22 protein-coding genes and 2 pseudogenes are annotated in these 26,579 nt (G+C 39.8%); 11 read left to right on the top strand and 13 right to left on the bottom strand.

What is annotated here, in order from left to right; translation table 11 throughout:
• Positions 1-133: 133 nt before the first annotated feature.
• The 3 genes from GQR54_RS17720 to GQR54_RS17730 all read right to left on the bottom strand — a co-directional run bounded on the left by GQR54_RS17720 (position 134) and on the right by GQR54_RS17730 (position 3,428).
• A complete protein-coding gene (locus tag GQR54_RS17720) occupies positions 134-1,135 on the bottom strand; it encodes a branched-chain amino acid aminotransferase (RefSeq protein WP_331460313.1) in 1,002 nt (333 codons plus the stop codon).
• Between the two features lie 200 nt (positions 1,136-1,335).
• Positions 1,336-2,388 carry an acyl-CoA desaturase gene (locus tag GQR54_RS17725; RefSeq protein ID WP_166379346.1) on the bottom strand — a complete coding sequence of 351 codons (1,053 nt, stop codon included), beginning with the start codon at positions 2,386-2,388 and terminating at the stop codon, positions 1,336-1,338.
• A complete protein-coding gene (locus GQR54_RS17730) occupies positions 2,385-3,428 on the bottom strand; it encodes an iron-sulfur cluster-binding domain-containing protein (RefSeq protein WP_166379395.1) in 1,044 nt (347 codons plus the stop codon). The genes GQR54_RS17725 and GQR54_RS17730 overlap by 4 nt, the downstream gene beginning before the upstream one ends.
• Positions 3,429-3,703: 275 nt before the next feature.
• Between GQR54_RS17730 and GQR54_RS17735 the strand changes: the two genes are divergently transcribed.
• The 5 genes and pseudogenes from GQR54_RS17735 (at position 3,704) to GQR54_RS17755 (ending at position 7,395) form a co-directional block, all read left to right on the top strand.
• Positions 3,704-4,879, top strand: coding sequence for a PQQ-dependent sugar dehydrogenase (locus tag GQR54_RS17735; protein WP_166379348.1), 1,176 nt, complete (start codon positions 3,704-3,706; stop codon positions 4,877-4,879).
• Between the two features lie 177 nt (positions 4,880-5,056).
• Positions 5,057-5,239 carry a DUF6435 family protein gene (locus tag GQR54_RS17740; RefSeq protein WP_166379350.1) on the top strand — a complete coding sequence of 61 codons (183 nt, stop codon included), beginning with the start codon at positions 5,057-5,059 and terminating at the stop codon, positions 5,237-5,239.
• A 390-nt stretch (positions 5,240-5,629) separates the two neighbouring features.
• Positions 5,630-6,205 (top strand): annotated as a pseudogene (locus GQR54_RS17745) (transposase); the annotation flags it as partial.
• A gap of 372 nt (positions 6,206-6,577) precedes the next feature.
• Positions 6,578-6,973 carry a DUF3465 domain-containing protein gene (locus GQR54_RS17750; protein ID WP_166379352.1) on the top strand — a complete coding sequence of 132 codons (396 nt, stop codon included), beginning with the start codon at positions 6,578-6,580 and terminating at the stop codon, positions 6,971-6,973.
• A gap of 44 nt (positions 6,974-7,017) precedes the next feature.
• Positions 7,018-7,395, top strand: a complete 378-nt coding sequence (locus GQR54_RS17755; protein ID WP_166379354.1) for a hypothetical protein — start codon at positions 7,018-7,020, stop codon at positions 7,393-7,395.
• A 66-nt stretch (positions 7,396-7,461) separates the two neighbouring features.
• On the opposite strand, the gene GQR54_RS17760 is transcribed toward GQR54_RS17755, so the two are convergent.
• From GQR54_RS17760 to GQR54_RS17795, 8 genes are all read right to left on the bottom strand, one after another.
• A complete protein-coding gene (locus GQR54_RS17760; RefSeq protein WP_166379356.1) occupies positions 7,462-7,905 on the bottom strand; it encodes a GNAT family N-acetyltransferase in 444 nt (147 codons plus the stop codon).
• A gap of 53 nt (positions 7,906-7,958) precedes the next feature.
• Positions 7,959-8,552, bottom strand: coding sequence for a DUF2238 domain-containing protein (locus GQR54_RS17765; RefSeq protein WP_166379358.1), 594 nt, complete (start codon positions 8,550-8,552; stop codon positions 7,959-7,961).
• Positions 8,553-8,613: 61 nt separating this feature from the next.
• Positions 8,614-9,405, bottom strand: a complete 792-nt coding sequence (locus GQR54_RS17770) for an SDR family oxidoreductase (protein WP_166379360.1) — start codon at positions 9,403-9,405, stop codon at positions 8,614-8,616.
• 60 nt (positions 9,406-9,465) lie between these two features.
• Positions 9,466-9,969 (bottom strand): Mpo1-like protein, encoded by a 504-nt coding sequence (locus tag GQR54_RS17775; RefSeq protein ID WP_010553511.1) that lies wholly within the window; start codon positions 9,967-9,969, stop codon positions 9,466-9,468.
• A gap of 84 nt (positions 9,970-10,053) precedes the next feature.
• A complete protein-coding gene (locus GQR54_RS17780; protein ID WP_166379362.1) occupies positions 10,054-10,461 on the bottom strand; it encodes a hypothetical protein in 408 nt (135 codons plus the stop codon).
• Positions 10,462-10,532: 71 nt separating this feature from the next.
• On the bottom strand, positions 10,533-11,207 hold the full coding sequence (locus tag GQR54_RS17785; RefSeq protein WP_166379364.1) for a Crp/Fnr family transcriptional regulator: 675 nt from the start codon (positions 11,205-11,207) through the stop codon (positions 10,533-10,535).
• A 3-nt stretch (positions 11,208-11,210) separates the two neighbouring features.
• Positions 11,211-11,870, bottom strand: coding sequence for a hypothetical protein (locus tag GQR54_RS17790; RefSeq protein WP_240918965.1), 660 nt, complete (start codon positions 11,868-11,870; stop codon positions 11,211-11,213).
• Positions 11,871-11,946: 76 nt separating this feature from the next.
• On the bottom strand, positions 11,947-12,855 hold the full coding sequence (locus GQR54_RS17795; RefSeq protein ID WP_166379368.1) for an MBL fold metallo-hydrolase: 909 nt from the start codon (positions 12,853-12,855) through the stop codon (positions 11,947-11,949).
• Between the two features lie 482 nt (positions 12,856-13,337).
• On the opposite strand from GQR54_RS17795, the gene GQR54_RS17800 reads away from it, so the two are divergent.
• The 3 genes from GQR54_RS17800 to GQR54_RS17810 all read left to right on the top strand — a co-directional run bounded on the left by GQR54_RS17800 (position 13,338) and on the right by GQR54_RS17810 (position 19,437).
• Positions 13,338-16,304 carry a TonB-dependent receptor gene (locus tag GQR54_RS17800; protein ID WP_166379370.1) on the top strand — a complete coding sequence of 989 codons (2,967 nt, stop codon included), beginning with the start codon at positions 13,338-13,340 and terminating at the stop codon, positions 16,302-16,304.
• Positions 16,305-16,406: 102 nt separating this feature from the next.
• A complete protein-coding gene (locus tag GQR54_RS17805; protein ID WP_166379372.1) occupies positions 16,407-17,957 on the top strand; it encodes a tryptophan halogenase family protein in 1,551 nt (516 codons plus the stop codon).
• Entirely contained in the window at positions 17,950-19,437 is a 1,488-nt protein-coding gene (locus tag GQR54_RS17810; protein ID WP_166379374.1) for a tryptophan halogenase family protein, read from the top strand. The genes GQR54_RS17805 and GQR54_RS17810 overlap by 8 nt, the downstream gene beginning before the upstream one ends.
• A 63-nt stretch (positions 19,438-19,500) precedes the next feature.
• Here the strand turns inward: GQR54_RS17810 and GQR54_RS17815 are convergent, their stop codons facing one another.
• Positions 19,501-22,077 carry an exo 1,3/1,4-beta-D-glucan glucohydrolase gene (locus GQR54_RS17815; RefSeq protein WP_166379376.1) on the bottom strand — a complete coding sequence of 859 codons (2,577 nt, stop codon included), beginning with the start codon at positions 22,075-22,077 and terminating at the stop codon, positions 19,501-19,503.
• A gap of 238 nt (positions 22,078-22,315) precedes the next feature.
• On the opposite strand from GQR54_RS17815, the gene GQR54_RS17820 reads away from it, so the two are divergent.
• The 3 genes from GQR54_RS17820 (at position 22,316) to GQR54_RS17830 (ending at position 26,280) form a co-directional block, all read left to right on the top strand.
• Positions 22,316-23,644 (top strand): GH1 family beta-glucosidase, encoded by a 1,329-nt coding sequence (locus GQR54_RS17820; protein ID WP_166379378.1) that lies wholly within the window; start codon positions 22,316-22,318, stop codon positions 23,642-23,644.
• 32 nt (positions 23,645-23,676) lie between these two features.
• A complete protein-coding gene (locus GQR54_RS17825; RefSeq protein WP_166379380.1) occupies positions 23,677-25,203 on the top strand; it encodes an MFS transporter in 1,527 nt (508 codons plus the stop codon).
• Positions 25,204-25,278: 75 nt separating this feature from the next.
• Positions 25,279-26,280, top strand: a complete 1,002-nt coding sequence (locus GQR54_RS17830; protein WP_007583313.1) for a LacI family DNA-binding transcriptional regulator — start codon at positions 25,279-25,281, stop codon at positions 26,278-26,280.
• A 19-nt stretch (positions 26,281-26,299) separates the two neighbouring features.
• On the opposite strand, the pseudogene GQR54_RS17835 reads toward GQR54_RS17830, so the two are convergent.
• A pseudogene (locus GQR54_RS17835) lies at positions 26,300-26,434 on the bottom strand (LysR family transcriptional regulator); the annotation flags it as partial.
• Between the last annotated feature and the right edge of the window lie 145 nt (positions 26,435-26,579).

Genomic DNA, 26,579 nt, shown 5'->3' on the forward strand with positions numbered 1-26,579 from the left:
TATCCGCGAACGGTGCTCGCAAAGACACAAAAATATCCAGTTAGGTATAAACGAAAAAACACCACTCGTTCTTAAACGAGTGGTGTTAACCGATTAGGTGGCTTTTTAATGCGAGTTGCTATTAAATCTATAATTAGATTTTAGTTAACCAGCCGTGCTTGTCTTCACTTTTACCCCATTGAATATCGTTCAATGCTTGGCGAAGGCGCGCAGTCGTAGGGCCTGGCTCGCCAGTACCTACTTTATATTCTTTATCGTTATGAATAAACGTACCCACAGCAGTTAGCACAGCTGCAGTGCCCGAAAGCGCCGCTTCAGTACCTGGTTTAGCAGCACGCTCTAATAGCTCAGTAACGCTAAAGTTACGCTCGCTTACCGTCATACCTAAATCTTTTGCAATGGTTAAAATACTATTACGCGTTACACCATGTAAAAACGTGCTATCAAGCGCTTTAGTAATAATTTCGTTGCCATCTATAAGTATAAAGTTAGCAGCACCGGTTTCTTGTACGTCGCCACCTGGGCAAAATAAAATTTGATCAGCTTGATACTTTATACGTGCAGCACTAATAGGCGCCAAAGCACTGGCGTAGTTACCACCACTTTTTACCATACCCATGTGCGGAGCGCAGCGCATACCATCTTCTTCAAGCAATACACGCAGTGCAGTTGCACCACCGGCAAAGTAATCACCTACTGGCGATAGTAACGTGTATAAAAGTGAGCTCATTGATGGCGCAGCCGCTTTACCAATTGCAGCCTCAGTACCAATGTGCGTTGGGCGAATATACATAGAGCCCGGCGGTAATGGCGTTTCATCTGCGTATTCGCGCATAATATCGATAATCATCGTTTTTAGCATACCGCTGTCAAAACTCGGTAAGCTTAATAGCGCTGAGCTTTGTTGCATGCGTGCAATGTTTGCATCCATTCTAAAAAGATAAACAGAACCATCTTCATGGCGAAAGGCTTTTAAGCCTTCAAAACATGTACTTGAATAATGAAGAACGTGCGCACCAGCATGAAGTTCAAGTTTATCGGAAGGGACAATTGAGCTTTCGCTCCATTTATTATCAGAAAAACGAGCTTGAATCATCTGCGGCATAAACACGGTACCAAATGCGGCCATTTTAATCTCTCTTGTGTGGTCTATTTTCCTCCATTGTATGACAATCACACGCTATTTAACCATAGCTAAAGTAAGGCTTTTTTAATTAACTATGAGAAATTTTTGCAAGTGCTGTTTACTAATCAACCGTATTGGATGCTATAAACAAAAAAATCGGTCAGTGTAGTTACACAGACCGATTTTTTCATTCGTTAATTAAAACATGTTTATTTAAACGAATATTTAATAATACGTTTTAACACCGACGTATACTGTCTAAAAAAACTACCTGTATGATAATCAACACCGTGTTTTTTCAAAACAGCTTGTACTTGAGGCGCTACTTCTTGATAGCGCGAAGACGGCATATCAGGAAATAAATGATGCTCTATTTGACAGCTCAAATGCCCAGTTAAAACATGAAACCAATGTGGCCCTTTAATATTAGACGAGCCCAGTACTTGGCGGTAATACCACTGCCCTTGGGTTTCATTTACGCAGTCTTCTTGTTTAAAGGTCTCTGTTTCTTCAGTAAAGTGACCACAAAATATTATGGTCGACGTCCATAAATTACGGATTAAGTTTGCTACTAAATTACCGGCCAATACCCATAAAAATAAAGGTCCTGCAAGTAACGGAAATATCGCATAATCTTTAATTAATTGGCGAGCGCCTTTACTAAAAAAGCGATGCTTTAATGTAGAGTGTGAAACAAGCCCTTCGCGGTTTTCTTTCTTTTTACCAATAAAAACACGCTCTGCAGCCAACTCGTGATACGACACGCCCCACTGAAATAACACACTTAAATTAATATACGTAAAAAACTGCCATACATTTTTAAAACGCCACTTAAAATCATCGCTTAAACGCAACAAGCCATAGCCAAAATCACGGTCTTTACCAATAATATTAGTATACGTATGGTGCTCAAAGTTATGAACGCGGTGCCAACTTTGCCCATCGCACGCTATGTCCCACTCATAATGCTGTGAGTTAAGTTGCTTGTCGTTCATCCAATCGTATTGACCATGCATTACATTGTGGCCAATTTCCATATTGTCTAAAATTTTAGCAAGCGCTAATAGCAACACACCTGCAACCCACAATAATGGCTGAATAAAACCAAGCATTAGCAAAATTCGCCCGCTCCATTCACACACTCGCTGTTTGCGCACAACAGAGCGAATGTAGTCGGCATCTTGTTGGCCAACTTTGCCAAGGGTCTCCATTTTAATGGCATCTAGCTCACTTGCGAGCATGTCATAGTTAATGTTTTTCATAATTGTAACTCCAAATCACTAACAGGTTGGCTTACGCAAAGTTGTATTAATTGCTCGCCGTTGTCACTCAATTCACCTGTTTTTAAATTACGTACCACGCCTGACTTTTTAATACATTGGCATTGATGGCAAATACCAATACCGCAACCGCGTTTAACGGGTAGCTTTTTTTCTTCAAACTGAGGTAGTAAAACATCGTTGCCCGATACAATATGGGCACTGGCGTTAATTTTCACATTAAATTGGCTATCGTCGTTTAAGCTAGGCAGCGCCAAACCAAAGGCCTCTTGGTAGTAATTTAGCTTATGCGTTTTAGCAAAATCACTCACCGTTTGCATAAATGCTGCAGGACCACAGCAGTAAATGTCTGGATTTTCCCACGGCTTAATATTGCTGGTTATATCGCTTGATTGCTCACGCGTTAATAATAAAAACGAAAAATGCTCAAAACGCGCTGCTAACTCACTCAGTTCATCAACACATTGATGCTCAGTGGCTTTTGCGTAATACACTAACGACACTTTTTGCGTAGTTTGGCTTAAGTAATCATCAAGCATAGCCAGCATAGGTGTTATACCCGATCCGCCTGCAATAAAAGTGGCTGGCGTGTGTGTGTTTTTAAATACAAAGTCGCCGTTTGGCGCAGAAATATTGCACCACAAACCCGCTTTTAATGCGCTGCTGAGTAAGCCAGTAAAGCGCCCTTGCGTATTCGTTTTGATTAGTAAGCGCACTAACCCAGTATTTTTAAATTGCTGAGCGCTTGAAGCCACGGTAAAAACGCGTGTTAATAATCGCCCATTAATTTCAAGCGTTAAACTTATATGCTGCCCTGACGTATGCGCCTGCCAATGTTTGCTTGGCTTAAGTTGCACACTTAAAAAGCCGCCATCAAGCACAGCTGTATTAACTACTTGCGCTCTAAACTGCCCTGCACGCCACGCAGGTTTAAACACCTGCATTATTGGCTCTATGTAGCCTGCAAAACTTTGATGGTGTAAAAACCATTTTGAAAATTGGTTTAATACTTTAATTATCATCACTATTAATCTCTTGGATCGTAAAATATTTAACTTTTGAACTTACACGTGTACGCTCAAACTTCAGCGCACAAGTGTACGCTGAAATTTTTAGTTTTCAACCCCAATAGAGTAATTATTCAATTTTTTATTAGCGCTAATTACTAAAACAATTTTCTGTTAAAAGATCATCGTATAAAAATATAAGTGTGTGTTTTTCATTCAACTCAACGCTTAACAAATTTATTTATGCCATGTTAAGGTTATGTAAGATTGGATTAATTTTGGAAGCCATAATGATAAATTTAATGTCACATAACACACTCCCTAAAATAATAAGTGCAGGCTTAACCGTTGCTATGTTTGCTATTAATGCACCCGCAAATGCAAAAAGCGATTACGTAAAAAACTATAAACAGCTCGATACTTTATCGCTTAACGTTAACGCAGTAACAGCGGCAGAAGGTGTGGTTATACCTTGGGCTATTGAGCCTTTAGCTAATGGTGATTTGCTAATATCTGAGCGCAGTGGAACGTTATTTTTATTACCTAAAAATACCACTACGTTAACTAAAGTCTCTGGGTTGCCCGACATTGACGCTAATGGCCAAGGTGGGTTGCTTGATTTATCACTACGCACCGATAGTAAGCAAAACCAATGGCTGTACTTTAGTTACTCAAGTAGTGAGGGCAAAGGAAGCAGAAGTAACACCGCCTTAATGCGCGCCAAGCTAAGTAGCGATCATACGCAGTTGTCTGATCAGCAATTGCTATACAAAGGCGAGCATAATAGTACCAAAGGCCAGCACTACGGCAGCCGTATTGTGTTTGATGATGAAGGTTATGTTTATTTTTCAATTGGCGATCGCGGCTCGCGCGACATAAACCCGCAAGATCTCACGCGGGACGGCGGTAAAATTTATCGTTTAAACGAAGATGGTAGTATCCCAAGCGACAATCCGTTTGTTAAACAAAAAGATGCAAAACATGCGGCATGGTCTTATGGGCACCGTAATCCACAAGGCATGTGGTTTGATAATCAAAACAATATTTTATGGTCTCACGAACACGGGCCGCGCGGCGGCGATGAACTTAATATTATAAAAAAAGGTGCTAACTACGGATGGCCTTTAGTAAGTTATGGCGTTAACTACAGCGGTACCAAGTTTACAGACCTTAAAGAAAAAGACGGCATGCAATCGCCCGTATTACACTGGACCCCTTCAATTGCCCCTTCCGATATGTTGTATGTAACGAGTGATAAATACCCAAAACTTAAAGGTAAGCTATTACTAGCATCAATGAAATTTGCATTTATTAGCGCACTGGAACTATCAAAAGGTAAGGTTGTTAAGCAATATAAAATACTCGATGGAATTGGCAGAGTACGCAGCCTAGCCCAAGGCAGCGATGGTTTTATTTATTTAGGTATTGATGGACAAGGTATTAAACGCCTAGAGCCAGAAACGTAAACACTAGAACTAGAACTAGAACTAGAACTAGAACTAGCACACAGTACGTTAATAATTACACCGTGTTTACTTTGCGCTTTTAAAGCGCAAAGTAAACATTTTCACCAAACAAAGAACTATTAAGCCCATTAATGCGTACACTAACTAAATATAATTTAATAAATTAAGAGAATACTAATGTTTTCATTTTTAAAGCCTGACCCAATAAAAAAACTGCGTAAAGAATACGACGTAAAACTAGAGCAAGGCATGCAGGCACAAAGAAAAGGCGACATTAAAAGCTTTGCTATGTTAAGTGCAGAAGCCGAAAAAATCTGGAGTGAAATAGAAACTCTAGAGGCTAAAAAAGCCAGTAAGTAAATATTCTAAACGCGGCTCTGCTTTAAAAGCAATGAGCCTAGTTTAGTAAAATAAATCGTAAATTCGTATTGCCCCTACTTATACAGATTTAGTGTTTTTTGAATACAGCCAAATAAAAGCAGAAAATAAGTATTGATTAGCCTCCCCTTAAATTACCTTTTTACTTCAGTAATAAAAACTTCCTTAATAAAAAATAAACCACTGTCGATTCAAACTATTTTTATATTTACCCTCACAACATTATTAAAAGTCGTTTTAAGGTTTAACAACAAGCCTTATTTTTCATAAATGCTATAAACAATTGTTTACAATAGTGTTTTTAAATGGAATTATTAGGTAAGGAAGAACACACCTTTTAGAGGGTTATAGCCTCCAAAAGTCGTATTTAATAAGCTGTTGGCAATATATCAGCGATTATTAAATGAAGACATTGCCCGCAGAGCAAATAAAGAAGACAACTGCACTGGCAGGTTTTGGGAGGGACGCTTTACGTCTCAAGCATTATTAGATGAAGCAGCACTTGCCGCTTGTATGGCGTATGTCGATTTAAACCCAATTAGAGCTAAAATGGCTAACACGCCTGAGGAATCAGACCACACCAGCGTTAAACAGCGACTAACATCTGCAAAAGAAGGAAAACAACCAAAACAACTCTTTCGCTTTGCAGGCGTGCCACGTCAGATAATGCCAAAAGGACTCCCGTTTGAGCTTAAATCGTACCTTGAACTTGTTGAATTAACAGGACGTTGTATACGAGAAGACAAACGCGGTTATATTGAAAGTACACACTTACCCTTACTCGAAAGAGTTCATATTTCCCCCGAAAACTGGTTAAAGCTTACAACCCAATTTACGCGCGTATTTCATGGCCCATTAGGCAGAACAGCTTCACAAGCAAGTTATTGTGAAAACTTAAAGCGAAAGCGGCGAGCGAATATCAGTAACTGCGAAAAACTACTGGCATAAAATTTAAACTACTCAGTAAAACTATTCAGTAATAAATCACAACTGCATTATGCAGTTATTTTCATGCGCTTAATTTAGGTTTAAGCGTGATAATGAGTTATTTTATGAATGAAAAGTAAGTAACCGAGTAGTAAAAGATAAATTCTTAACCTAAAAAGTGAATCTAGCCTAGATTGACTTTATTTATTTGGAGTGGCTGTCTGGTTTAATAATCTATACAGATTTAGTATTTTTTGATTACTGCCAAGTAAAAGTAAAAGAGTGTCAGTTAAGAATTGATTACACCTCAACTAAAAACCATCATACTATTATCCATACTTCACAGATTATAGCCGCTTTTGTGGCGTTATAGAACTAAGGAAGATTTAATGTATGCGTAAGTTATTAATATATATTTTAGTCGGGTTTACTTTTCTACAGTGGTCAAATTTTGCAAATGCTACATCTTTGAATGAAGCATACAAAAATCACCAAAGTAACGTTCAAGTACAAGATTCTGGAATCGTTATTCGTATATTAAATGATGATAATCAAGGTTCGCGTCATCAAAAATTTATTCTTAAATTAAGTACAGGTATTACTATTTTAATTGCACATAATATTGACCTTGCCCCAAGAATTAATTTGATTTCAAAGGGTGATACTGTTCAATTTTACGGTGAGTATGAGTGGAATAAAAAAGGGGGCGTAGTACACTGGACTCATAAAGATCCAAATGGACATCACGTTGATGGTTGGTTAAAGCACAAAGGTAAAACGTACCAATAGCTTCATAACGGTCTCTTCAAGTAAAAGCGCAAGGAAAACGAAAAATGACAATGCAATGGATAGCGATTCTAGCGGCTTTAGGCTGGTGTTTATTACAAGTAATTACCTTGCTTATATCTTCACAATGTATTTTTTTAATGATCGAGTTTCGCTCTGATAATGAGCATAAACTGTATCAAAAACTTCTATCAAACTTTATTATATATCTGTTTTACTCCCTATTTATTTTACCATTCATCTCTCTAAGTCTGTTCATATATGGTGTTATTAACATTACAGAATGGTGTGAGCTTAAGCCTGGATTGTGGGTATTTGCTGCTTGGTGGTTGGCTCTATTTGTACTTTCTTTTTCTCTATCAATGAAGAAAAATATCGTATTTAAAGGAGTATTAATACCTGCTGTCAGAAAGTTGATAACTTAAAAAATAGCTTACTAATTAGCTATATAATGAATCATCAATAATAATCCCCACTTTAGAATGTATTCTCTACTTGCTATTACCATACACATTCTCAGGATTTATTTGCATTAATAGTGCGGGGTTATCTATAGGTTTAAACCCGTATTGCGCATAAAGGCCATGCGCATCAGAAGTTGCTAATAAAAAGCGCCTGAGCCCTTGTAGCTCAGGGTGCTCTACTATCGTTTGAATGAGTAACTTACTCAGCCCATTTCCTTGCAAGTGCGGGGCAATAAATACATCGGCTAAATAGGCAAAGGTTGCTTTATCGGTCACTACTCGGGCAAATCCAACTTGCTCGTTATGAGCGCTGTAAACACCAAAGCACATTGAGTTATCAATAGCTGATTGCATCACGCTTTTAGGAATGCCTTTGGCCCAATAGCTATTAGCAATAAAGTTATAAATAACGTTAAAGTTAAGTTTACTTTTGTCTGTGCTAATTGAGTAATCACTAGTGTTTGCGGTCATACGTTAGTAGTCTTTTTTATCAATGTTTTTATAAACATTTCTATAGAAAGTTCCTATAAATAATCTTTAACGTTTTTTAGCTGTTTGTCGTGTACTCTTGAAAGTACTAACAGCGAGCAAATAGCTCCAAATAACGCCAGTCCCATATCTGATTGGGTATCCCACACGTAACCTTGCGTGCCTAAAAACGCTTCTGCGTTTTCGCCGCTTAACACTGCAACCCACCATTCTATTAATTCGTAAAACGCGCTAAATGCTAAACATACCGAAATAACAAAAGCGATTAACCAGCCTCGACCATTTACTACTTTTTTGCGCAGTAAAATTTCGCGTGCTAGTAGTGCAGGTACAAACCCTTGAAAAAAGTGCCCTACTTTGTCGTAGTTATTACGCTCGCTACCAAATAGATTATCGAACAAAGGGACTTCGGAGTAGGTGTAATGCCCACCAATCATCAGCACTATGCAATGCGCTAAAATAAATGTATATAAAATAGGGGTAAGTTTAAAGTGGCTATAGGTACTTGCTAGCAGCACTAAACCAATAATTGCGGGGATAACTTCAAGCAGCCATGTAAATTGATCTTTTGGGTTAATACCAGACCAAATTAATACAATAAAAAATAGGCTCAGCCATGAATACTTCATTTAGAATCCTTTTCTAAATTGATCAAATTTACGGCATTTTACGCCTTTGAAATAAACGACGCTACCTATAGTTTGTTTTTGCGGTAATGCGATTAAACAAAGTAGGAAAAAAGCGCTTAATTGTAGGCGCCCAACCACTTAAACCTTTGCCAATAATCACTTCGTCTTTTTTATTACTAATGGCACGAATCATTTTTGAAGCAGCTACGCTTACATCCATGCCATTTTCTATCGACTCTTCTGGTTTATTTTGCGCTATGCCTTGCTCGTTTAGTGAGTTATGCGCAATTGCTGTTTTAATAGAGCCTGGGCAAATTGTTAAACAATGAATATTATGTTGTGCTACTTCTGCACGTAGGCAATCCATAAAACCAACAACCGCATATTTAGAACCCGAATAACCTGTTCTAAATTTTGAACCAACTTTACCCGCCACACTACTAATGGACACAATTGAGCCACTGCGCCTTGCCACCATAGAAGGCAATATAGCTTTAGTAAGTGCAATTAAGCCAAAGTAATTAACCTCCATTAATTGGCGGTACACGTTAAAGTCGTTTTCTAAAAATAAACTGCGCTGCGATACGCCGCCGTTATTAATTAAAATATCTATTGCAGGAAGCTCGCTCATTTTTGCTGTTACTGTACTCAGTACATGCTCTGGCTCGGCTAAGTCCAGCGGCACAACTAAGTGCCCTTCGCCTTTAAGCGTTGCTTTTAAATCGTTTAGTTTATCTACATTGCGCGCTGATAAAATAACGCGCGCTCCAAGCTCGGCAAATTGTATAGCAAGCTCTTTACCAATACCTGATGATGCGCCGGTGATCCACACGGTTTTATTATTATATTGCATGCGTTATCTGCCCTTTTATTGTTATTTATTAGGTTTTATAAAGGTACTTAGTAAAGTATTTTACGCCTTTGTAGGACCTGCTATTGCGTTTACTTCATCTTCTAATGTTTTGTAAAAACCCATTAAAAATAGTAGTTCAACAGTTACGTACAAAGGGCCAATAATTAAACCAATTAGGTCATCTACAAACGCCGGTTTTTTACCTTCGTAATAGTGCCCAATAAACTGTAATACCCAGCCAAATACAAACACACCTACGCCAATACTCAACCAAGGCCAAAACGCCATTGCCGCAATAGGCTGAGCACCAACAAGGAGTAAAGTGAATATCACGGCCATAATAAAGCCAAGCGAAAAGCTCAGCATAAAATAATAAACAACCGACGCTAATACAAAAAGTTGTGCGCCATCAATTACTACACTACCAAGGGGTATTTGAATGCGCGCTAGTAAACACAACGCTGCAAATACAATGAGCGGAATACCAATAAAGTGCGTTAGTACATTACGCTTAGAACGATGATACAAACCATATTTACCAAGTTGCTGTTGAAGTGTTTTCATTGTTTTGCCTTTATTTTTATATATAAAACTTACTTTAGCAAAAGTAAGCACAGCAACAATGTCAGGTATCCGACATTTTGTAAATTAAACAAATGCAGAAATTATTTTACCCGGCTCATGCTCACCTTTCATATCCGTTCGCTCGCGCCCTTTTTGATACTCTTGCTCAAGCATTTTTTGAAGTTCCTCTATTTTATCAGCAATTGCGCTAGGGTCTGCGCCCTCACTTTGCTGTTCTTTAATGAGCTCTTCTATTGCTGCTTTTAACTCATCTATTTTATCTTTGTTTACACCTAAGCGCTGATAAACAAGCGCTTCTTGAGCACTTTCTAAAAAGGTTTGATCTTTAGGTGCTGAGGTAATGCCTTTAGCATCACTTGTTTTTTCGTTAGGGAGGGGATTAATTGCCGCAACTTCGCTTGAAACTGCCGCTTTATTTACTGTTGGAGAGTTATAGTTACTGTATTGATTTTTAAAGGTTATTGTTGTCATTAGCTCAAATCCATTATTGCCTTAGGTGTTATCCAGCAATTTTGGTTCCAACTAAATAAAACAGTCTCTATTTAAGCTTTTTCAGCGCGTGCCTGTAACTTTTGTTTATCTAAAATAGTAATACGTTGATACCCCAAGCTGATAGCTTGTAGGCTAGCGAGTTGTTGCAGTATTTGATTAATAGTTTGGCGTGTTAGGTAGGTCATATCAGCAAGTTGTTGCTGAGATAAAACAAGCGGTGTTAAGTGCTCTGTATGTTCGCTTAGCATTAAAAGCCGGTTACATACTTTTTGCTCAGCGCTTAACAGGGCATGATCTTCCATTGAGGTAAACATAAGGCGTAATTTTTGCGCTAATAATAAACCAAACTCTTGCCAATATTGTGGCTGTTCGTTTAAAAGCTGCTCAAGCGCACGTTGAGGTACATAAAAGAGCACAACATCAGTTTGTGCATATACGTCGTGAGTGCGAAGGCCACCATCAAACAAGGTTACTTCACCAAACCACAGTGACGAATCAATAAAACTGAGTACAGCTTCTTTGCCTTCGTTACTTACGCCACTAATACGCACTACTCCGTTAAGCACTGCATAAATGCCATCGTGCTTATCACCTCGCAAAAATAACGATTGCTGAGCTTTAAGCGAGAGTATTTTACCCTGCGTTAATAAAAAGCTTTTTAAATAAGGGCTACGATTTTTAAACCAGTGCCCTTGCTCTATAACGTTTTGCTGCTGTGGAGTCATTATTTACTGCATTTGCTTGTTAAATGGCTGTTTTTCGCTCACCAATTTTTTAGGGAAGTTTAAATCGGTTGCTATAACAAAATCATCATAAGGATCATTACCCGAAAACAACTCAGAAATTAATGTATCGTTTTTATAAACATTAACGGTTACACCACTGCCCATACCGCCTGAGTTAATAATGTAGTAATGATATTCGCCGTTACTAAAAAATAAAATACTCTCGCCAATACGCCCTACTTGCCTGTAGTAACTACCAAATGGTGCATCTGAAGTGGCTTCTTTTTCAAGCCCTATGTCATTAATTCGACCAAATCGATAACTAAGTGATGAGTCATCTTTTGCAACACAAATAGAAAGCACTTTATCGGTAGGCTCTAGCTTGTAGGCTGTATTTTCATCTGGGTTACGCACAACTTTATGCATTTTTGCGTTAATGTAGGCTGCTTCATTACTTTTACAATGAGTTGCTAGCATACCGACCACTAAAGCGGGTTCGTTTGTTTGAGCTGCTGGAGGTGTGTTTACTTTGTTATTAGAGGGTAAGTTACTTGCATTATTATTTAGCTGAGGGCTTGCTTGTATTGCCATACTTTGGTCGTCACAACCAAACAGTGCAAACAAGAAGAAAGAATAAAAGCTCGCTAAAAATTTAATGCGCATAATAAAATCCATCTATGAGAGAGCCTTTAAAATAGCGATAAAACTAGCGACTCGCAACACTCTTATGCGTAATACTTTATAAGTTTATTTTTAAACCATCTTCTGCAAAAACTACGTTACTTTTTAGTGATTTAATTAACGCTTTTTTAAACAATTGCTGATTTTTTAATGACCGATTCATAAAATGAGATAGAACCGCCGTTTTAGGTGCAGCCTCAATTAATACCTTAGTGATTTGACTTGGGGTAATGTGTAAATTTTTAGCCCCGCCTGATGCGTTTTCATCAATTGCGTTGTGCATAACCACTACATCGGCATTTTTAGCAAAGTCAGTAAATGTGCCTAATTTGTTGGTCATGTCGCCTGCAAACACCAGTTCGCATCCTGCTATACTCACTTTCCACGCTAAAGCAGGAATAGGTCCATGGTTAACTGTCATTGCATTAACAGCCAAATCACTTTGTAGTGATTGTTTAAATTCATTTTGTTTTGTTGGTGCAACAGAACGAATATCTAATTTGTAGTTTTCATTACCTTCTAAGTAATCACTTAAGTATCTAAATGCGCCCTGCTTACCTAGTAACGCTTGCGCATATTCGTTAGTAGAAGCCATTACACGGTTGCCCTGAGGGCCAAATATCGCAAGTGTTTTATCGCTTGATGTAAAGTAACTGCCTTTTATAAAACTAGGTAAATCGCCAGCATGATCTGTGTGTAAATGGCTTAATAATATGGCATCAACATCACTAAATTTTGCGCCTGCTTTATCAAACCCAAAACTGGCACCAGAGCCTACGTCAACTAACACTCTGGCTTTATCTTCGTGCCATATAAGGTAACTTGTTGATGCGCGACCATCGTCAAGCTCAGGGCCGCCCGAGCCTAAAATTTGCAAACTTACATCACTACATTGCTGCGCGCCAATACTACTAAACGACGCCATAATTAAAGCGGTTGCAGCTAGTCCTTGTTTTACATTGCTCATAATTATTAATACCTATAAATAGTGTTTTAAGTTGAGTCTATGGCTGAGTGTAATAACTAATTTAAGTTTTGTCCTAGTTGAGTGACCAACGGCCTATTTATTAATTTTAGCCCTTACTAAAAGCTGATTTAAACACCTTATAAAAGTGTTCAAATAACTAAATGAATCAATAACCGGTTTTCTTATAATAAAATGTTGTTACACAACTATTTAAAACGGATTTTTATAACCACTTGTAATTTATAATTTAAATAAAATTAAATCTAAAAAAATACATTTTAAAAACAATTTAGTTTCATTTTATTAAAACAATAGTTGACCCTATTTAAAATTTAAACTAGCATTTCTGGAAGCGCTTCCACAAAGCTCAGTTAAATGAGCGTTTCTGGAAGCGCTTCCATACATTTGACAATGTTTATAATTACACAATAACAGCCCCATACAGCTGTTAATAATAATGATAAAAGTACGAGGGAAACCGAATGTCTAACCATATTGTAAGAAAAACAAAGATAGCGACCAGCCTATCTCTGATTTTAGGCGCATCAATCTCTTTACCGGTATATGCACAAGAAGCAAATACCGATGTTGAAGTAATTCAAGTTACTGGCTTTAAAAGTAGTATTAAAGAGTCGACTCGTTTAAAACGCGACGCCGCCGGTGTTGTAGATGCTATATCAGCTGAAGATATTGGTAAGTTCCCCGATACCAATTTAGCCGAGTCGCTACAGCGTATTACGGGTGTGTCGATTGATCGTTCAAACGGCGAAGGCTCTAAAGTGACTGTTCGTGGTTTTGGCCCCGACTACAATATGGTAACCCTAAACGGACGTACTATGCCGGCGGCGTCTTTGCCTGCAGGCGGTGGTACACCAAGCTCTCGTGCTTTTGACTTTGCAAACTTAGCGTCTGATAGCGTTAAATCAGTAGAAGTATATAAAACGGGTAAAGCAAGTATTGCATCAGGTGGTATTGGCGCAACAATTAATATAAATACCGCTCGCCCGCTCGACAATCCAGGCTTTGTTTCAAGCATTGGCGTAAAAGCATTACATGACTCAACAAACCGCGTTGGTGATGACATAACACCCGAGCTTTCGGGCTTAATTAGCTGGACCGACAGCGAAGCTAAATTTGGTGCCTCGTTAACTGCCAGTATGCAACAGCGCGATAGCTCATCAACAGGTGCGTTTGTAAATCAATGGAATACATCTGCTTTTGACGGCACAATCCCACAAGCTGCAGACGATATTGTTTTAACTAATGCACCCGCTGTTGGCCAGCTTTATTCAATGCCATCAGATTTGCGCTACACCATTGCCGACAGTGAACGTACTCGTACAAACGCGCAATTAACGCTGCAGTATAGCCCAATTGACGATTTAACAGCCACGCTTGATTACACCTATTCTAAGCAAGACTTATTCGAAGCCCGTGCTGAGCAATCAATATGGATGGATAATTACAAAAGCGCGCTAACGTTTGACGATAACACAGTAAAAACCCCTATTTACTACCGAGAAGAACGTCGCGATCAGCAAACACGCGATTTAGGTTTAGCGTTTCAAGAGCTAAACCAAGTTAATCAAAACGATTCTATTGGTTTAAACGTTGAGTACTATTTCAATTCAGAATTGAGCTTTATGTTTGATGCACACAATTCAAAAGCCACTAGCAAACCAGATGCACCTTACGGCAGCTGGGTAAACGCAGGCTTGGGCGCAAACGTAGTTAACGCACAAGAAGTTGATTTTAGCCGCGAACTGCCATCAATGAGTATCGATTTTGATGATTGCCGCCGAGACAACTTAAATTGTAATAACACATTAGATGCCTCTGATGTGGGTACGTCTATTTTAGATTCTAACTTTGCTCGCCAAGAGTCTGAAATCACAGAATTTAGAATCCATAGTAAATACGAAATTGAAAACGGGGCAATTGACTTTGGTATAGAGTCTCGCTCTATGGAAAGCCATTCACTACAATCGCTTACACGTAATACAATGGGTAACTGGGGTATCGAAAACCCAGGCGAACTACCTGATGGCTACCTAAATCCAACAAACTTTTTAGCCGAATTTGACGACTACGATACATCAGGCTCGTATAATCAGGGATTCACAGGCAGCGCATCGCAAATTGGCTACTGGGCAGGTGAAGAATACGGCTTTAATTTTGCAGCCGATGGCGCATTTGCAACTAATCGCACCATTGAAGAAGATATAACCGCAGCGTTTGTGCAATTTACTTACAACGGTTACATTGGCGATATGCCATACAACATTGTTATTGGCGCACGCCAAGAGTCTACCGACATTACCTCAACGGCTAATATCGATTTACCTAACGCAGTAGCGTGGGAAGGTAATAACGACTTTAACGTTCGTTTTGGCTCGGCTAAAGAAGATTTCACGCTTAAATCTAGCTACGATCACTTTTTACCAAGCTTTGACTTTGACATAGAAGTAATTGAAAACGTAAAAGCGCGTTTTTCTTATAGCACAACAATTGCTCGTCCAACTTACGACAACTTAAGCTCAGCTGCGACTGTTGGTGTACCAGGTGCCCCTACTCTTTTAGCGGGTTCTTCACCGGCTACAGCGTCAACAGGCAACCCTGGTTTAGTGCCGCTTGAATCAGATAATATTGATGTATCGGCTGAGTGGTACTTTGCAGAAACAAGTTATGTGTCGGTAGGTTATTATACTAAAGACATCGAAAACTTTATTGGTTTAACACCCATGACGCAAAACTACTACGGATTACGCGATGCAACAGCGGGTCCTCGCGCTCAAGCTGCCATTGCTGAGCTAGAATCTCGCGGACTTGCAGTAACTGACTCAAACTTATTCCAAATGGTTGCAGCAACAGAAAACAACGTAGATTTTGACTCAATGACCTACGAAGAGTTTGAAGCCGCTTACGATATCATTGCAAATAGTGATGACCCATTACTAGAATTTACAGCGCAAGTACCTACCAACAATAAAAATGCCACTATTGATGGTTTTGAAGTTGCCTTTCAGCACTTTTTTGGTGAAAGCGGCTTTGGTGTGCAAGCAAACTACACCACTGTTAACGGCGACATAGACTTCGATGTAAACGCCGACCCTACTACTACACAATTTGCACTAGTGGGTCTAAGCGATACAGCTAACTTTATTGCAATGTACGAAAACGATGATTTTCAAGCACGTATTGCTTACAACTGGCGTGATAAGTTTTTAAATAGCGCAGCGCGTTATATTAACGAGCCAGGCTTTACTGAAGAATATTATCAAATCGACTTTAATGTTGCGTACAACTACAGCGAAAAACTCTCGTTTTTTGTTGAAGGCATTAACATTACTGAGCAAAACAGCCGCGAACATGGCCGTACGTCAGCACAGTTATGGAACCTACAGCAGCTAGGCGCACGTTACAACATTGGTATGCGTTACAACTTCTAAAGGTAATACAAAGTAAAGCCGTTAGTTTTTACTAGCGGCTTTTTTGTATTTAAAACAGTATTAATGCTAGTTTAATTGTTATCAATTTTAGGGTGTTAAGTCATGACCAAATCAATAACAAAAATAGTCGTTTTAGGTGGTGGCACTGCCGGTTGGCTAAGCGCAGGCTTATTAGCTGCTGAACACCCGCACCTTAGTATCACATTAATCGAGTCGGCAAATGTGCCTATACTAGGCGTGGGCGAAGGCACGTGGCCGTCAATGCGCAACACCCTACAACGTATTGGCATTAAAGAAATTGATTTTATAACCCAGTGCGACGCGTCATTTAAGCAAGGTTCTAAATTTATAAATTGGCGTAACCTCAGCGAGGGAGAAAACTACTACCACCCTTTTATGAATCCACAAGGCTACGAGCACACCAATTTACACGCCAGCTGGCAACGTATTGCACCTGATCAAAAATTTGCCGACGTGGTTAATATGCAAAGCTTTGTATGCCAAGCCGCACTTGCACCAAAACAATTACAAACTCCCGAATATGCAGCGGTCACCAACTATGGCTATCATTTAGATGCGGGTAAATTTGCTGAGTTTTTAAAAAATCACTGCGTTAAAAACCTAAGCGTTACGCATATTACTGACGATGTAACCGAGGTTATTAACGACAAGCATTGCTATATTGCCTCATTAAAAACAAATAATAATGGCGATATAACGGGTGATTTATTTATAGATTGCTCAGGCTCTTGCGCTCGTTTAATTGGGGAGCATTTTAATAGTGAGTTTATAGCGCAAGATCATATTTTATTTAATAACAGCGCTGTTGCGGCGCAAATACCTAACTCACACTCAGATCAACCAATTGCCTCTGCTACGCTATCTACAGCGCAAAGTAACGGCTGGATTTGGGATATAGCCCTGCCAACGCGCCGTGGTACAGGTTATGTATTTAGTAGTAAATATCAAAGTGATGAAAGCGCAACAAATACACTAAAAAGCTATATAGCCAAAAGCACCAGTGAGCAACAAGCTGAGCAGCTTATCTACCGCGTATTAAAATTCAATCCTGGTTACAGGCAAAAATTTTGGATTAAAAACTGTGTTGCCGTGGGTATGTCTGCTGGCTTTTTAGAGCCACTTGAAGCGTCAGCTCTTGCCATGGTTGAGCTTTCAATTAGCATGATAAGCGAGCAACTACCGCAAAACCGCCCCCACATGAGCCAGCTTAAAACGCGTTTTAATGAGCGTTTTAGCACTCGTTGGCAGCGCGTTATTGAATTTTTAAAGCTTCATTATGTATTAAGCGAGCGCAACGACACTCCTTATTGGCAAGATATTCGTAATTTAAATACCGCACCCGAGCGCCTGCAAAACTTACTTAAGCTTTGGCAATTTCAGCCCCCTAACCGCTTTGATTTTATTGAAAACGAAGAAGTTTTTTCATCAAGCAGTTACCAATACGTTTTATATGGCATGGGCTTTAATACACAAACAGTACCTGCACAAAGTACATTTAACGACCCACGTGCTGGGGATTACTATTATCAGCAAAATCGCGAAAAAATAGCGCAGTGTTTAAATGGACTGCCAAGTAATCGCGCGCTTTTAAATCACCTTTTATCAAATAATGGGCTGCCACATAATGACTAAAACAAACGCTGTTAAAAACGTAGTAATTGCTGGAGGCGGCACTGCAGGTTGGATGGCCGCAGCGGCACTTGCTAAACTAGTTGGCAACAATATAAACATAACCCTTGTTGAATCTGACGATATTGGCACAGTGGGCGTTGGCGAGGCAACAATTCCGCCAATTCGTACATTTCATAAATTGCTAGGTATAAACGAGCAAGCATTTATGAAAGCGACCCAAGCCAGTTTTAAATTAGGTATTAGCTTTGAAAACTGGGGCGATGAAAACACCCATTATATTCACTCGTTTGGCGCTACCGGTAAAGAATGCTGGGCGGGTGAATTTCATCACTTTTGGCTGCAAGGTAAAGCACTTGGAATAAACAACCCATTTGGCGATTACTGTTACGAACTACAAGCCGCCAAAGCGGGTAAATTTGCGTTTAATCAGCAAAACCCCATTAACTATGCTTACCATATGGACGCCACACGTTACGCGCAGTTTTTACGTGAATTTTCAGAGCCATTAGGTGTAAAACGCATTGAGGGTAAAATACAAAAAGTAGTAAAAAATACCAAAACAGGCCATATAGAATCATTGATTTTAAACAATGGCGAGCACATTAACGGCGACTTTTTTATTGATTGCACCGGCTTTAGAGGCTTATTAATAGAGCAAGCATTACATACGGGCTACGAAGACTGGTCGCATTTACTACCGTGTAACAGCGCCATTGCGGTACAAACAAAATCAACCAGCGAGACCGTATTGCCACTTACCCGCTCTATTGCCCATAAAAGCGGCTGGCAATGGCGTATACCGCTACAAAACCGTGTCGGCAACGGATTGGTTTATTGCAGCCAATATATGGATGACGAGCAAGCCAAAGCGCTATTATTAAATAACATTGAAGGTGAGCCGCTTACAGAGCCCCGTGTTATTAAATTTAAAACAGGGCGGCGCTTAAAAGGCTGGAACAAAAACTGCCTAGCGCTTGGCCTTGCCAGCGGTTTTGTAGAGCCACTTGAGTCCACCAGCATTCACTTAATTATGTCGGGTATTATTCGCTTTATGCGTTTATTTCCGTTTAATGGCATTACCAATCACGCCATTGACGAATACAACAAACAGCTTAAAAGCGAAATTGAAAATATTCGCGACTTTATTGTGCTGCACTACAAAGTAACTAATCGCGATGACAGTGAGTTTTGGCAGCATTGTAGTGCCATGGAAGTGCCAAAAACACTTCAGCACAAAATTGATTTGTTTAAGCAAACTGGCCGTGTATTTTTAGACGATGGCGATATTTTTAGAGTCGATTCGTGGGTTCAAGTTATGCTTGGTCAAGGTATTGAGCCTAATCAACATCACTTAATAGCCAGCATGATGAGCGATGAAGAACTCACCCGTTTTTTACACGGTATTAAGCAACAAATAGAACAACGCGTAAGCCAATTACCACCTCATCATGAGTTTTTAAAGCAGTATTGCCCAGCATAAATATTTTTTATAAAAAAAGCCCTTAATAGGGCTTTGGGTACACACAACAACTTTTACGTTTTATTATTCACACTTAACCACGGCGCTTTTAGCGCTTTGTGGTTCAAAGCTAATATCTGCAACTGAAACGCTAATCTCTCCTGCCGTTTTAATAATAAAAGGGCTGGTTACTCTGGCAAAATCAACGCCCTTTTTAGCAAAACACGTTAAATCTATACTCATGGTTTGCCATGTATTTAAATCAGCATTTTTAAGCTCATTGGTAATATCAAGCTCGCCACCACAACCTTGTTCGCATTTCATTGCAAGGTATGTCTGTGAGCTAGGGATTTGGTTTACTTTATAGCTAAAGCTAAGGGCCGAATTTGCTTCAATGTAGGCCACTTTGTCTTCGGTAAAGTTACTATTAATTTCGATGTAGCTGGCTGCAGTACCATCAAAATTAAATTGCATCGCATCTTCTTGAATCGCTTTGTCTTCAGTGCGATAAGTAATGCCGCCAAGCTTTACACTGTTACTTGCTACTTGGTGCTGCTCGCTGTTTGAATTTAAAAACAAACGCCACGGTGTTTTAAAGCTACCATTAAATATAGATAGCGGCGCAAGGTTACTAATATCAACACCTGAGTCTTCATTTAGATTATTGCCAAGCGTACTTTCATCTTTATACGTTAAGCCAAAGCCATAGGGTAATAATGGTGAGTAATCAGCATCGCCCTTATTTACTGCGGTTTGAAGTGGTGATTTAGGCCACGAGAAAGACAATTTACCTTTAAAGTCGTATTGTACCTGCCCACTTGCATCCGCTAGTAAAACATCTGCAATGCCTTGTCCTTCAGTGCCAGGAAGCCATGCTGCTACAAATGCATCTGACGCGTTTAGCTCGCTGTTAACCCACATTGGTCTGCCCGATATAAACACCGATACCACCGCAATACCTTGCTGCTTTAATGTTTTTAATATTTTAAGAGAGCGTTTATTGTTACGTTCAAACTCAAGGTTGTCTTTATCGCCATGCCCCTCTGCGTATGGTTCTTCACCAAATACAACAATGGCTACATCGGGTTTGGTATTAAATTCACCCGTTGGGCTTAAAATAGCGTTACCGCCAGCAGCCTCTATTTGCGTTTTTAGCCCCGCATAAATAGACGTTGCCCCAGGGAAATCTGCATTTTGATTATTAGTTCCCTGCCACGTAATACTCCAACCGCCCGATTGCTTGCCTATGTTATCGGCAGCATCGCCTGCTATAAGTATGTTGCTTGATGGGTTAAGCGGTAATAAATGGTTGTTGTTTTTAAGCAGTACTAACGACTCTTGTACGGCTTGGCGTGCAATATCGCGATGTGCAGGTGCACCTATTAGCTCTAACTTACCTGAATATTTTCGATTTGCGGGGCTAGGCTTATCAAATAAACCCGCACGTAATTTAACGCGTAAAATACGTGCTACGGCGTCATCTATTCGCGCCATTGTTATTGTGCCCGCTTTTACTTGTTTAATTGTATTTTCATAAAGTGGTTTCCATGCACCCGTTGGCACCATAAAAATATCAAGCCCCGCATTAACAGCCTGCGGGCAACTTTCATTTGTACAGCCTGCAACTTGTCCGTGTCCGTTCCAATCGCCTACAACAAAGCCATCAAAACCCATTTTTGTTTTTAGTACATCGGTAAGTAAGTATTTATTGCCGTGATTTTTTTTACCATTCCAGCTATTAAACGATGCCATAACCGACTGACTACCTGCGGTTAAGCCTCCTATATAACCTTGTGCATGAATGTTATATAACGTCTCTTCGCTATCAATGTTGTCCCCTTGATCGTCGCCATCTACCGTGCCGCCATCGCCTAAAAAGTGCTTAACGGTACTAATTACGCGTTTATCACTTAAAAAGTCCTCATCGGCTCTGCCTTGCAACCCATTTACAATTGCGGCTGAATACTCACGTACAATTGAAGGGTCTTCTGAGTAGCCTTCGTACGTTCGGCCCCATCGGTCATCGCGCACAACCGCAACAGTCGGTGCAAACACCCAATCTATGCCTGTTGCCATTACCTCTATTGCAGTAGCTGCTGCAATTCGCTCAATTAATGCGGGGTTATTAGCAGCACCTAAACCTATATTGTGCGGGAATAACGTCGCCCCAATCACATTATTATGGCCATGTACGGCATCGGTGCCCCACATGGTCGGAATTTTACTGCCATCAATTGAGTCATCAACTGATGCCTGATACATGCTTTCAGCAAGCGTTATCCAATCTGCAGGCGTTGCATGCTTATTAGCATTCGGGAACGAGCCACCGCCATTTAAATACGAACCAAAACCATATTTGCGCATGTCTGCAGCAGTTATATCGCGAATTTCAGGTTGGATCATCTGCGCTACTTTTTGCTCAAGCGTCATTGTTTTTAAATACTGTGCAATCGTATTTTCAATTTCAGGCGTTTTCACTACCTTACTTTTAAGCGTTGGCCAAAGTGATAAATCACCTTGCTCATGCTCAGCCTTTTTGGCTACGGTGCTTTGGCTATTATTAGCGTTAACCTCTTGTTTATTACACGCACTTAAAACGCATAACCCTCCTATTAAAATAGGGAGCATGCGTAACCTGTTAGTGTTTAAGCTTTTTTTCATTTTTATAGCCCTGTGTTGTGTCAGTGTGTTTTTGTGAAACGCCTATTTGTTATTTAAATTTAACTATTGACCTGCTTAACAATAGCCACTAACCTAAATATGGAAGCGCTTCCTTAAAGTTATTAAATACCATCCTTAGTGATTAATCAAATTAAATATGGAAGCGCTTCCATCAATGCAATTTATAAACTATAAATAAAAGCAAAATTTACTACAAAGAAGCAGAGGTTTTCTCTTAATGAAACAATTATCTTTACCTAGTGGCTCACCACTTTTAGCCAAAAAATTTACTTATGGTGTAGCTACGGCCTCATTTCAAATTGAAGGCGGCGCAGCTGATCGCTTGCCATGTATTTGGGATACCTTTTGCAGTAAAGAAGGCAAAATAGTCGATAATTCAAATGGCGACGTAGCCTGCGAGCACTACACTCGCTGGAAAGACGATATAAACCTAATTGAGTCATTAGGTGTAGACGCTTACAGACTCTCAATTTCGTGGCCGCGCGTAATGACTAAAAGCGGTCACTTAAACCCGACAGGCGTTAAGTTTTATACCGACATTTTAGATGAATTAAAACGCCGTAACATTAAAGCTTTTGTAACGCTATACCACTGGGATTTACCACAACATATTGAAGACGAAGGTGGCTGGCTAAACCGTAACACCGCTTACGAATTTGCCCATTACGCAGATTTAATTACCAAAGCATTTGGGGAACGTGTGCACTCTTACGCCACCTTAAACGAACCGTTTTGTAGCTCTTACTTAGGTTACGAAATTGGCGTACATGCGCCTGGCATAGTAGGCCGCGAATTTGGTCGTAAAGCCGCGCACCACTTATTACTAGGTCACGGTTTAGCTATGCAAGTACTTGCTAAAAACAGCCCAAATACGCTAAACGGTATTGTACTTAACTTTACGCCTTGTTACTCCGTTACCCAAAGTGAAGAAGATTTAAAAGCCACTGCATTTGCTGATGACTATATAAACCAATGGTACATGCAGCCTGTAATGCAAGGTAAATACCCTGATATTATTAAGCAATTACCTAAAGCCCACCGCCCTGATATTTTAGATGGCGATATGGAAATAATTGCTCAACCGCTGGATTATTTAGGGGTTAACTTTTATACCCGCATGCATTATCAAGCAAGCGAAACCGACTTTTACCATGAGCTGCCACATAAAGCACCAATGACCGATATTGGCTGGGAAATTTACCCTAAAGCGCTTACAGAATTACTTGTATCGTTAAACGAAAAATACACCCTACCACCTATTTATATTACCGAAAACGGTGCAGCCATGGCTGACGAATTTAAAGACGGTGAAGTAAAAGATATCGACCGTATTGAATATTACCACGAACATTTAAATGCTCTACATAACGCAGCAGAGCAAGGCGTTAAAGTAGATGGTTACTTTGCGTGGAGCCTAATGGATAACTTTGAATGGGCTGAAGGATATTTAAAGCGTTTTGGCATAGTACACGTAGACTACAACACACAAAAACGAACTGTTAAAGCCAGCGGTAAAGCGTACAGTAAACTAATAACAAGCCGATAATTTATCGGCTTATAACAATAAGAACACACACTGTGAACAAACTCCCTTTATACGAAAAAGTCGGTTACGCCATGGGCGATGCCGGCGCTAACTTAGTATGGCGCGGTGCGCTTGCTTATTTAGCGGTGTTTTACACCGATACATTTGGCATATCGGCTGCAGCCGCTGCCATGTTATTTTTGGTGGTAAGGCTATCTGATGGCGTAACCGATATTATTATGGGTATGATTGCCGACAGAACGCAGTCGCGCTTTGGTAAATTTCGCCCATGGATACTCTACTCGGCACCGTTTTTGGGCTTGTTTATGGTGTTGTGTTTTACTACCCCCGACTTTAGCACCACCAACAAACTTATTTATGCCTACGTAACCTACATTGGTTTAACGCTTGCTTACACCGTAAGTAACGTGCCCTACTCGGCACTTATGGGCGTAATGACACCAGACGATACAGAGCGCACAAAGCTCTCTGGTTTTAGGTTTGCAGGTGCGTTTACTGGTGGCTTACTGGTTATGGGCTTTTTACCTGAGCTAGTGGCTTTTTTTGGTGGCGGCGACGATGCCAAAGGCTATCAGCTTACTATGTACTTATTTGCCAGCTTACTTATTATTTTAATGATTATAACGTTTGCGACCACTAAAGAGCGTGTAACACCGCATGCCTCAAATGAAGGCAATTTAAAATCAGAGTTATTTGATTTAACCAAAAGCCTGCCATTTATAATCCTACCTTTGCTTGCTACTACCTTGTTTTTTTATTACCGCGATTTATACAGCGGCGTATTTTTTGCCCTTGTTATGGCCGCAATGACATTCGTTATTAAAAAATTACTCAATAAAGATAAGCAAAGCTTAACGGGATCACAGCGCGACATGGTTGATCTTCTGACCAACAAGCCTTGGTTGGTGTTACTCGGCATTGGTTTTTTAACCATGATGTTTAATGGCATAAAATACGGTGTAATTGCGTACTACTTTAAGTACCACGTAGCCAATGAACTCATGGCTGGGCAATACTTTATCGCCTTGTTGGTTGTATCTATATTAGGCGCACTTGCCACAGGTAAACTGGCCGAAATTATGGGTAAACGAAACCTATTTATTGCATCATTAATGCTAAGCGGCATACTCACTACTGCATTTTACTGGGTGCCTAGCGATAATCTGGTTGCTGTATTTACCTTTGGTTGCGCCGCTGAATTTTTTGCCGCGATGATGCCAACATTATTTTTTAGTATGCTTGGTGATTCAGCCGATTATTCAGAGTGGAAAAACAAACGCCGCGCTACAGGCCTTATTTATTCTGCGGGTACATTTGTGCAAAAAACCGGAGGTGGTTTTGCAGGTGCATTAGTATTAGTGGTACTTGCAGGCTACGGCTATAACGGTATGGATGAGCTAACAATCACGCAAGCCCTACCTGGCATGCAGTTACTTATGAGCTGGATACCTGCCGCATTTGCTTTTTTAGGCGCCGCATTGATGCTTATTTATCCGCTTACTCCAGCGATGACGCAAAAAATAACAGAAGACTTAGCAATTAGACGCAGTAATGTGTAAATTAACTTTTAATGATTCTTCGCGCTTTATATTTTTATAAAGCGCGAGTAAAAACGCATATAAGCTAGGACATCAATGGCGACAATTTATCAAGTATCTGAAATGGCAGGTGTGTCTTTATCAACTGTTTCAAGGGTGCTTAACGACAACGACTACGTAAGTAAAAAAACTAAAAAAAAGGTATTAGAAGCAATGAAAGAGCTAGGCTATCAGCCAAGTTCTATTGCTCGCTCTTTGGCGTCTAGCACTACAAACAGCGTCGGTATTTTAGTTTCTGAGTTGGATGGTCCGTTTTTTGGTCAAATGATGTCAGCCATTGAAGAGCATCTTCGTATTGCAGGTAAACACGTTATTATTACCCCTGGGCACAGCGACGAGAAAAAAGAAAAAAGCGGCTTTGAATTTTTAATAGGCCGTAATTGCGACGCTATTATTGCCCACGTAGAAGCAGTATCAAACGAGTATCTAATTGAGTTAAGTAAAGGCAAAACCCCTATTTACTTAATGAGCCGCTACGTTAAAGAAATTGAAGAAAACTGCATTAGCCTCGACAACGTAATGGGCGGCTACTTAGCCACTAAAGCCATGATCAACAAAGGTCATAAAAACATTGCGTACATAGCAGGCCCGCAGTTTAAAGAAGATGCATCAAATCGTTTAAAAGGTCACAAACAAGCCCTAGCAGAGTACAACCTAACCTTTGACGAAAACCTATTTTACATAGGCGACTTTAAAGAAACCGGCGGAAGCGACGGCTTAAGGCATTTTATTCAAAATAAAGCGCAAATAACCGCCCTAGTATGTGCCAATGACGAAATGGCATCGGGTGCTATGAAATACGCCCGCGAACACGGTTTTAACTTACCAAAAGATTTAGCCATTATTGGGTTCGATAACGTAATTTTTACCAATTACCTCTACCCAACACTGACTACAATAGATAACCCAGTTCCCGAAATGGGCAGAGCTGCGGCTAACTTAGTACTTAAAGACATTTATAAAAAAAGCGGCATAACAGTAAAGCACGTGTTTCAGCCAAAGCTTATTTTAAGAGACTCAACACCCGACATTAATTAACTTTATACCTAATTTAAATCTAGTTTAAATCTAAGTTATGTAACTCGTTACGCACCCACTGCATATCTAAATATTGCTCTACGTGCTGCTGCGCAAACTTTAAAAAGTTACGTGCAGCATGCGATATGTGCCAGTCTGTTCGCATTACAAAAAACTCTATTCAGACATAAATGCTCACAAATATAAAACAATATCTACATAAAAACACTACAATAAAAAGCATAATAGATCCGATAATTTACCAAAACGATCGTTTTAAAGTTTATTTATATTGTTTAATAAAATATCACTTTACTTAT

This window comes from Pseudoalteromonas sp. Z9A4, assembly GCF_011378845.1.
GTDB lineage: Bacteria > Pseudomonadota > Gammaproteobacteria > Enterobacterales > Alteromonadaceae > Pseudoalteromonas > Pseudoalteromonas arctica.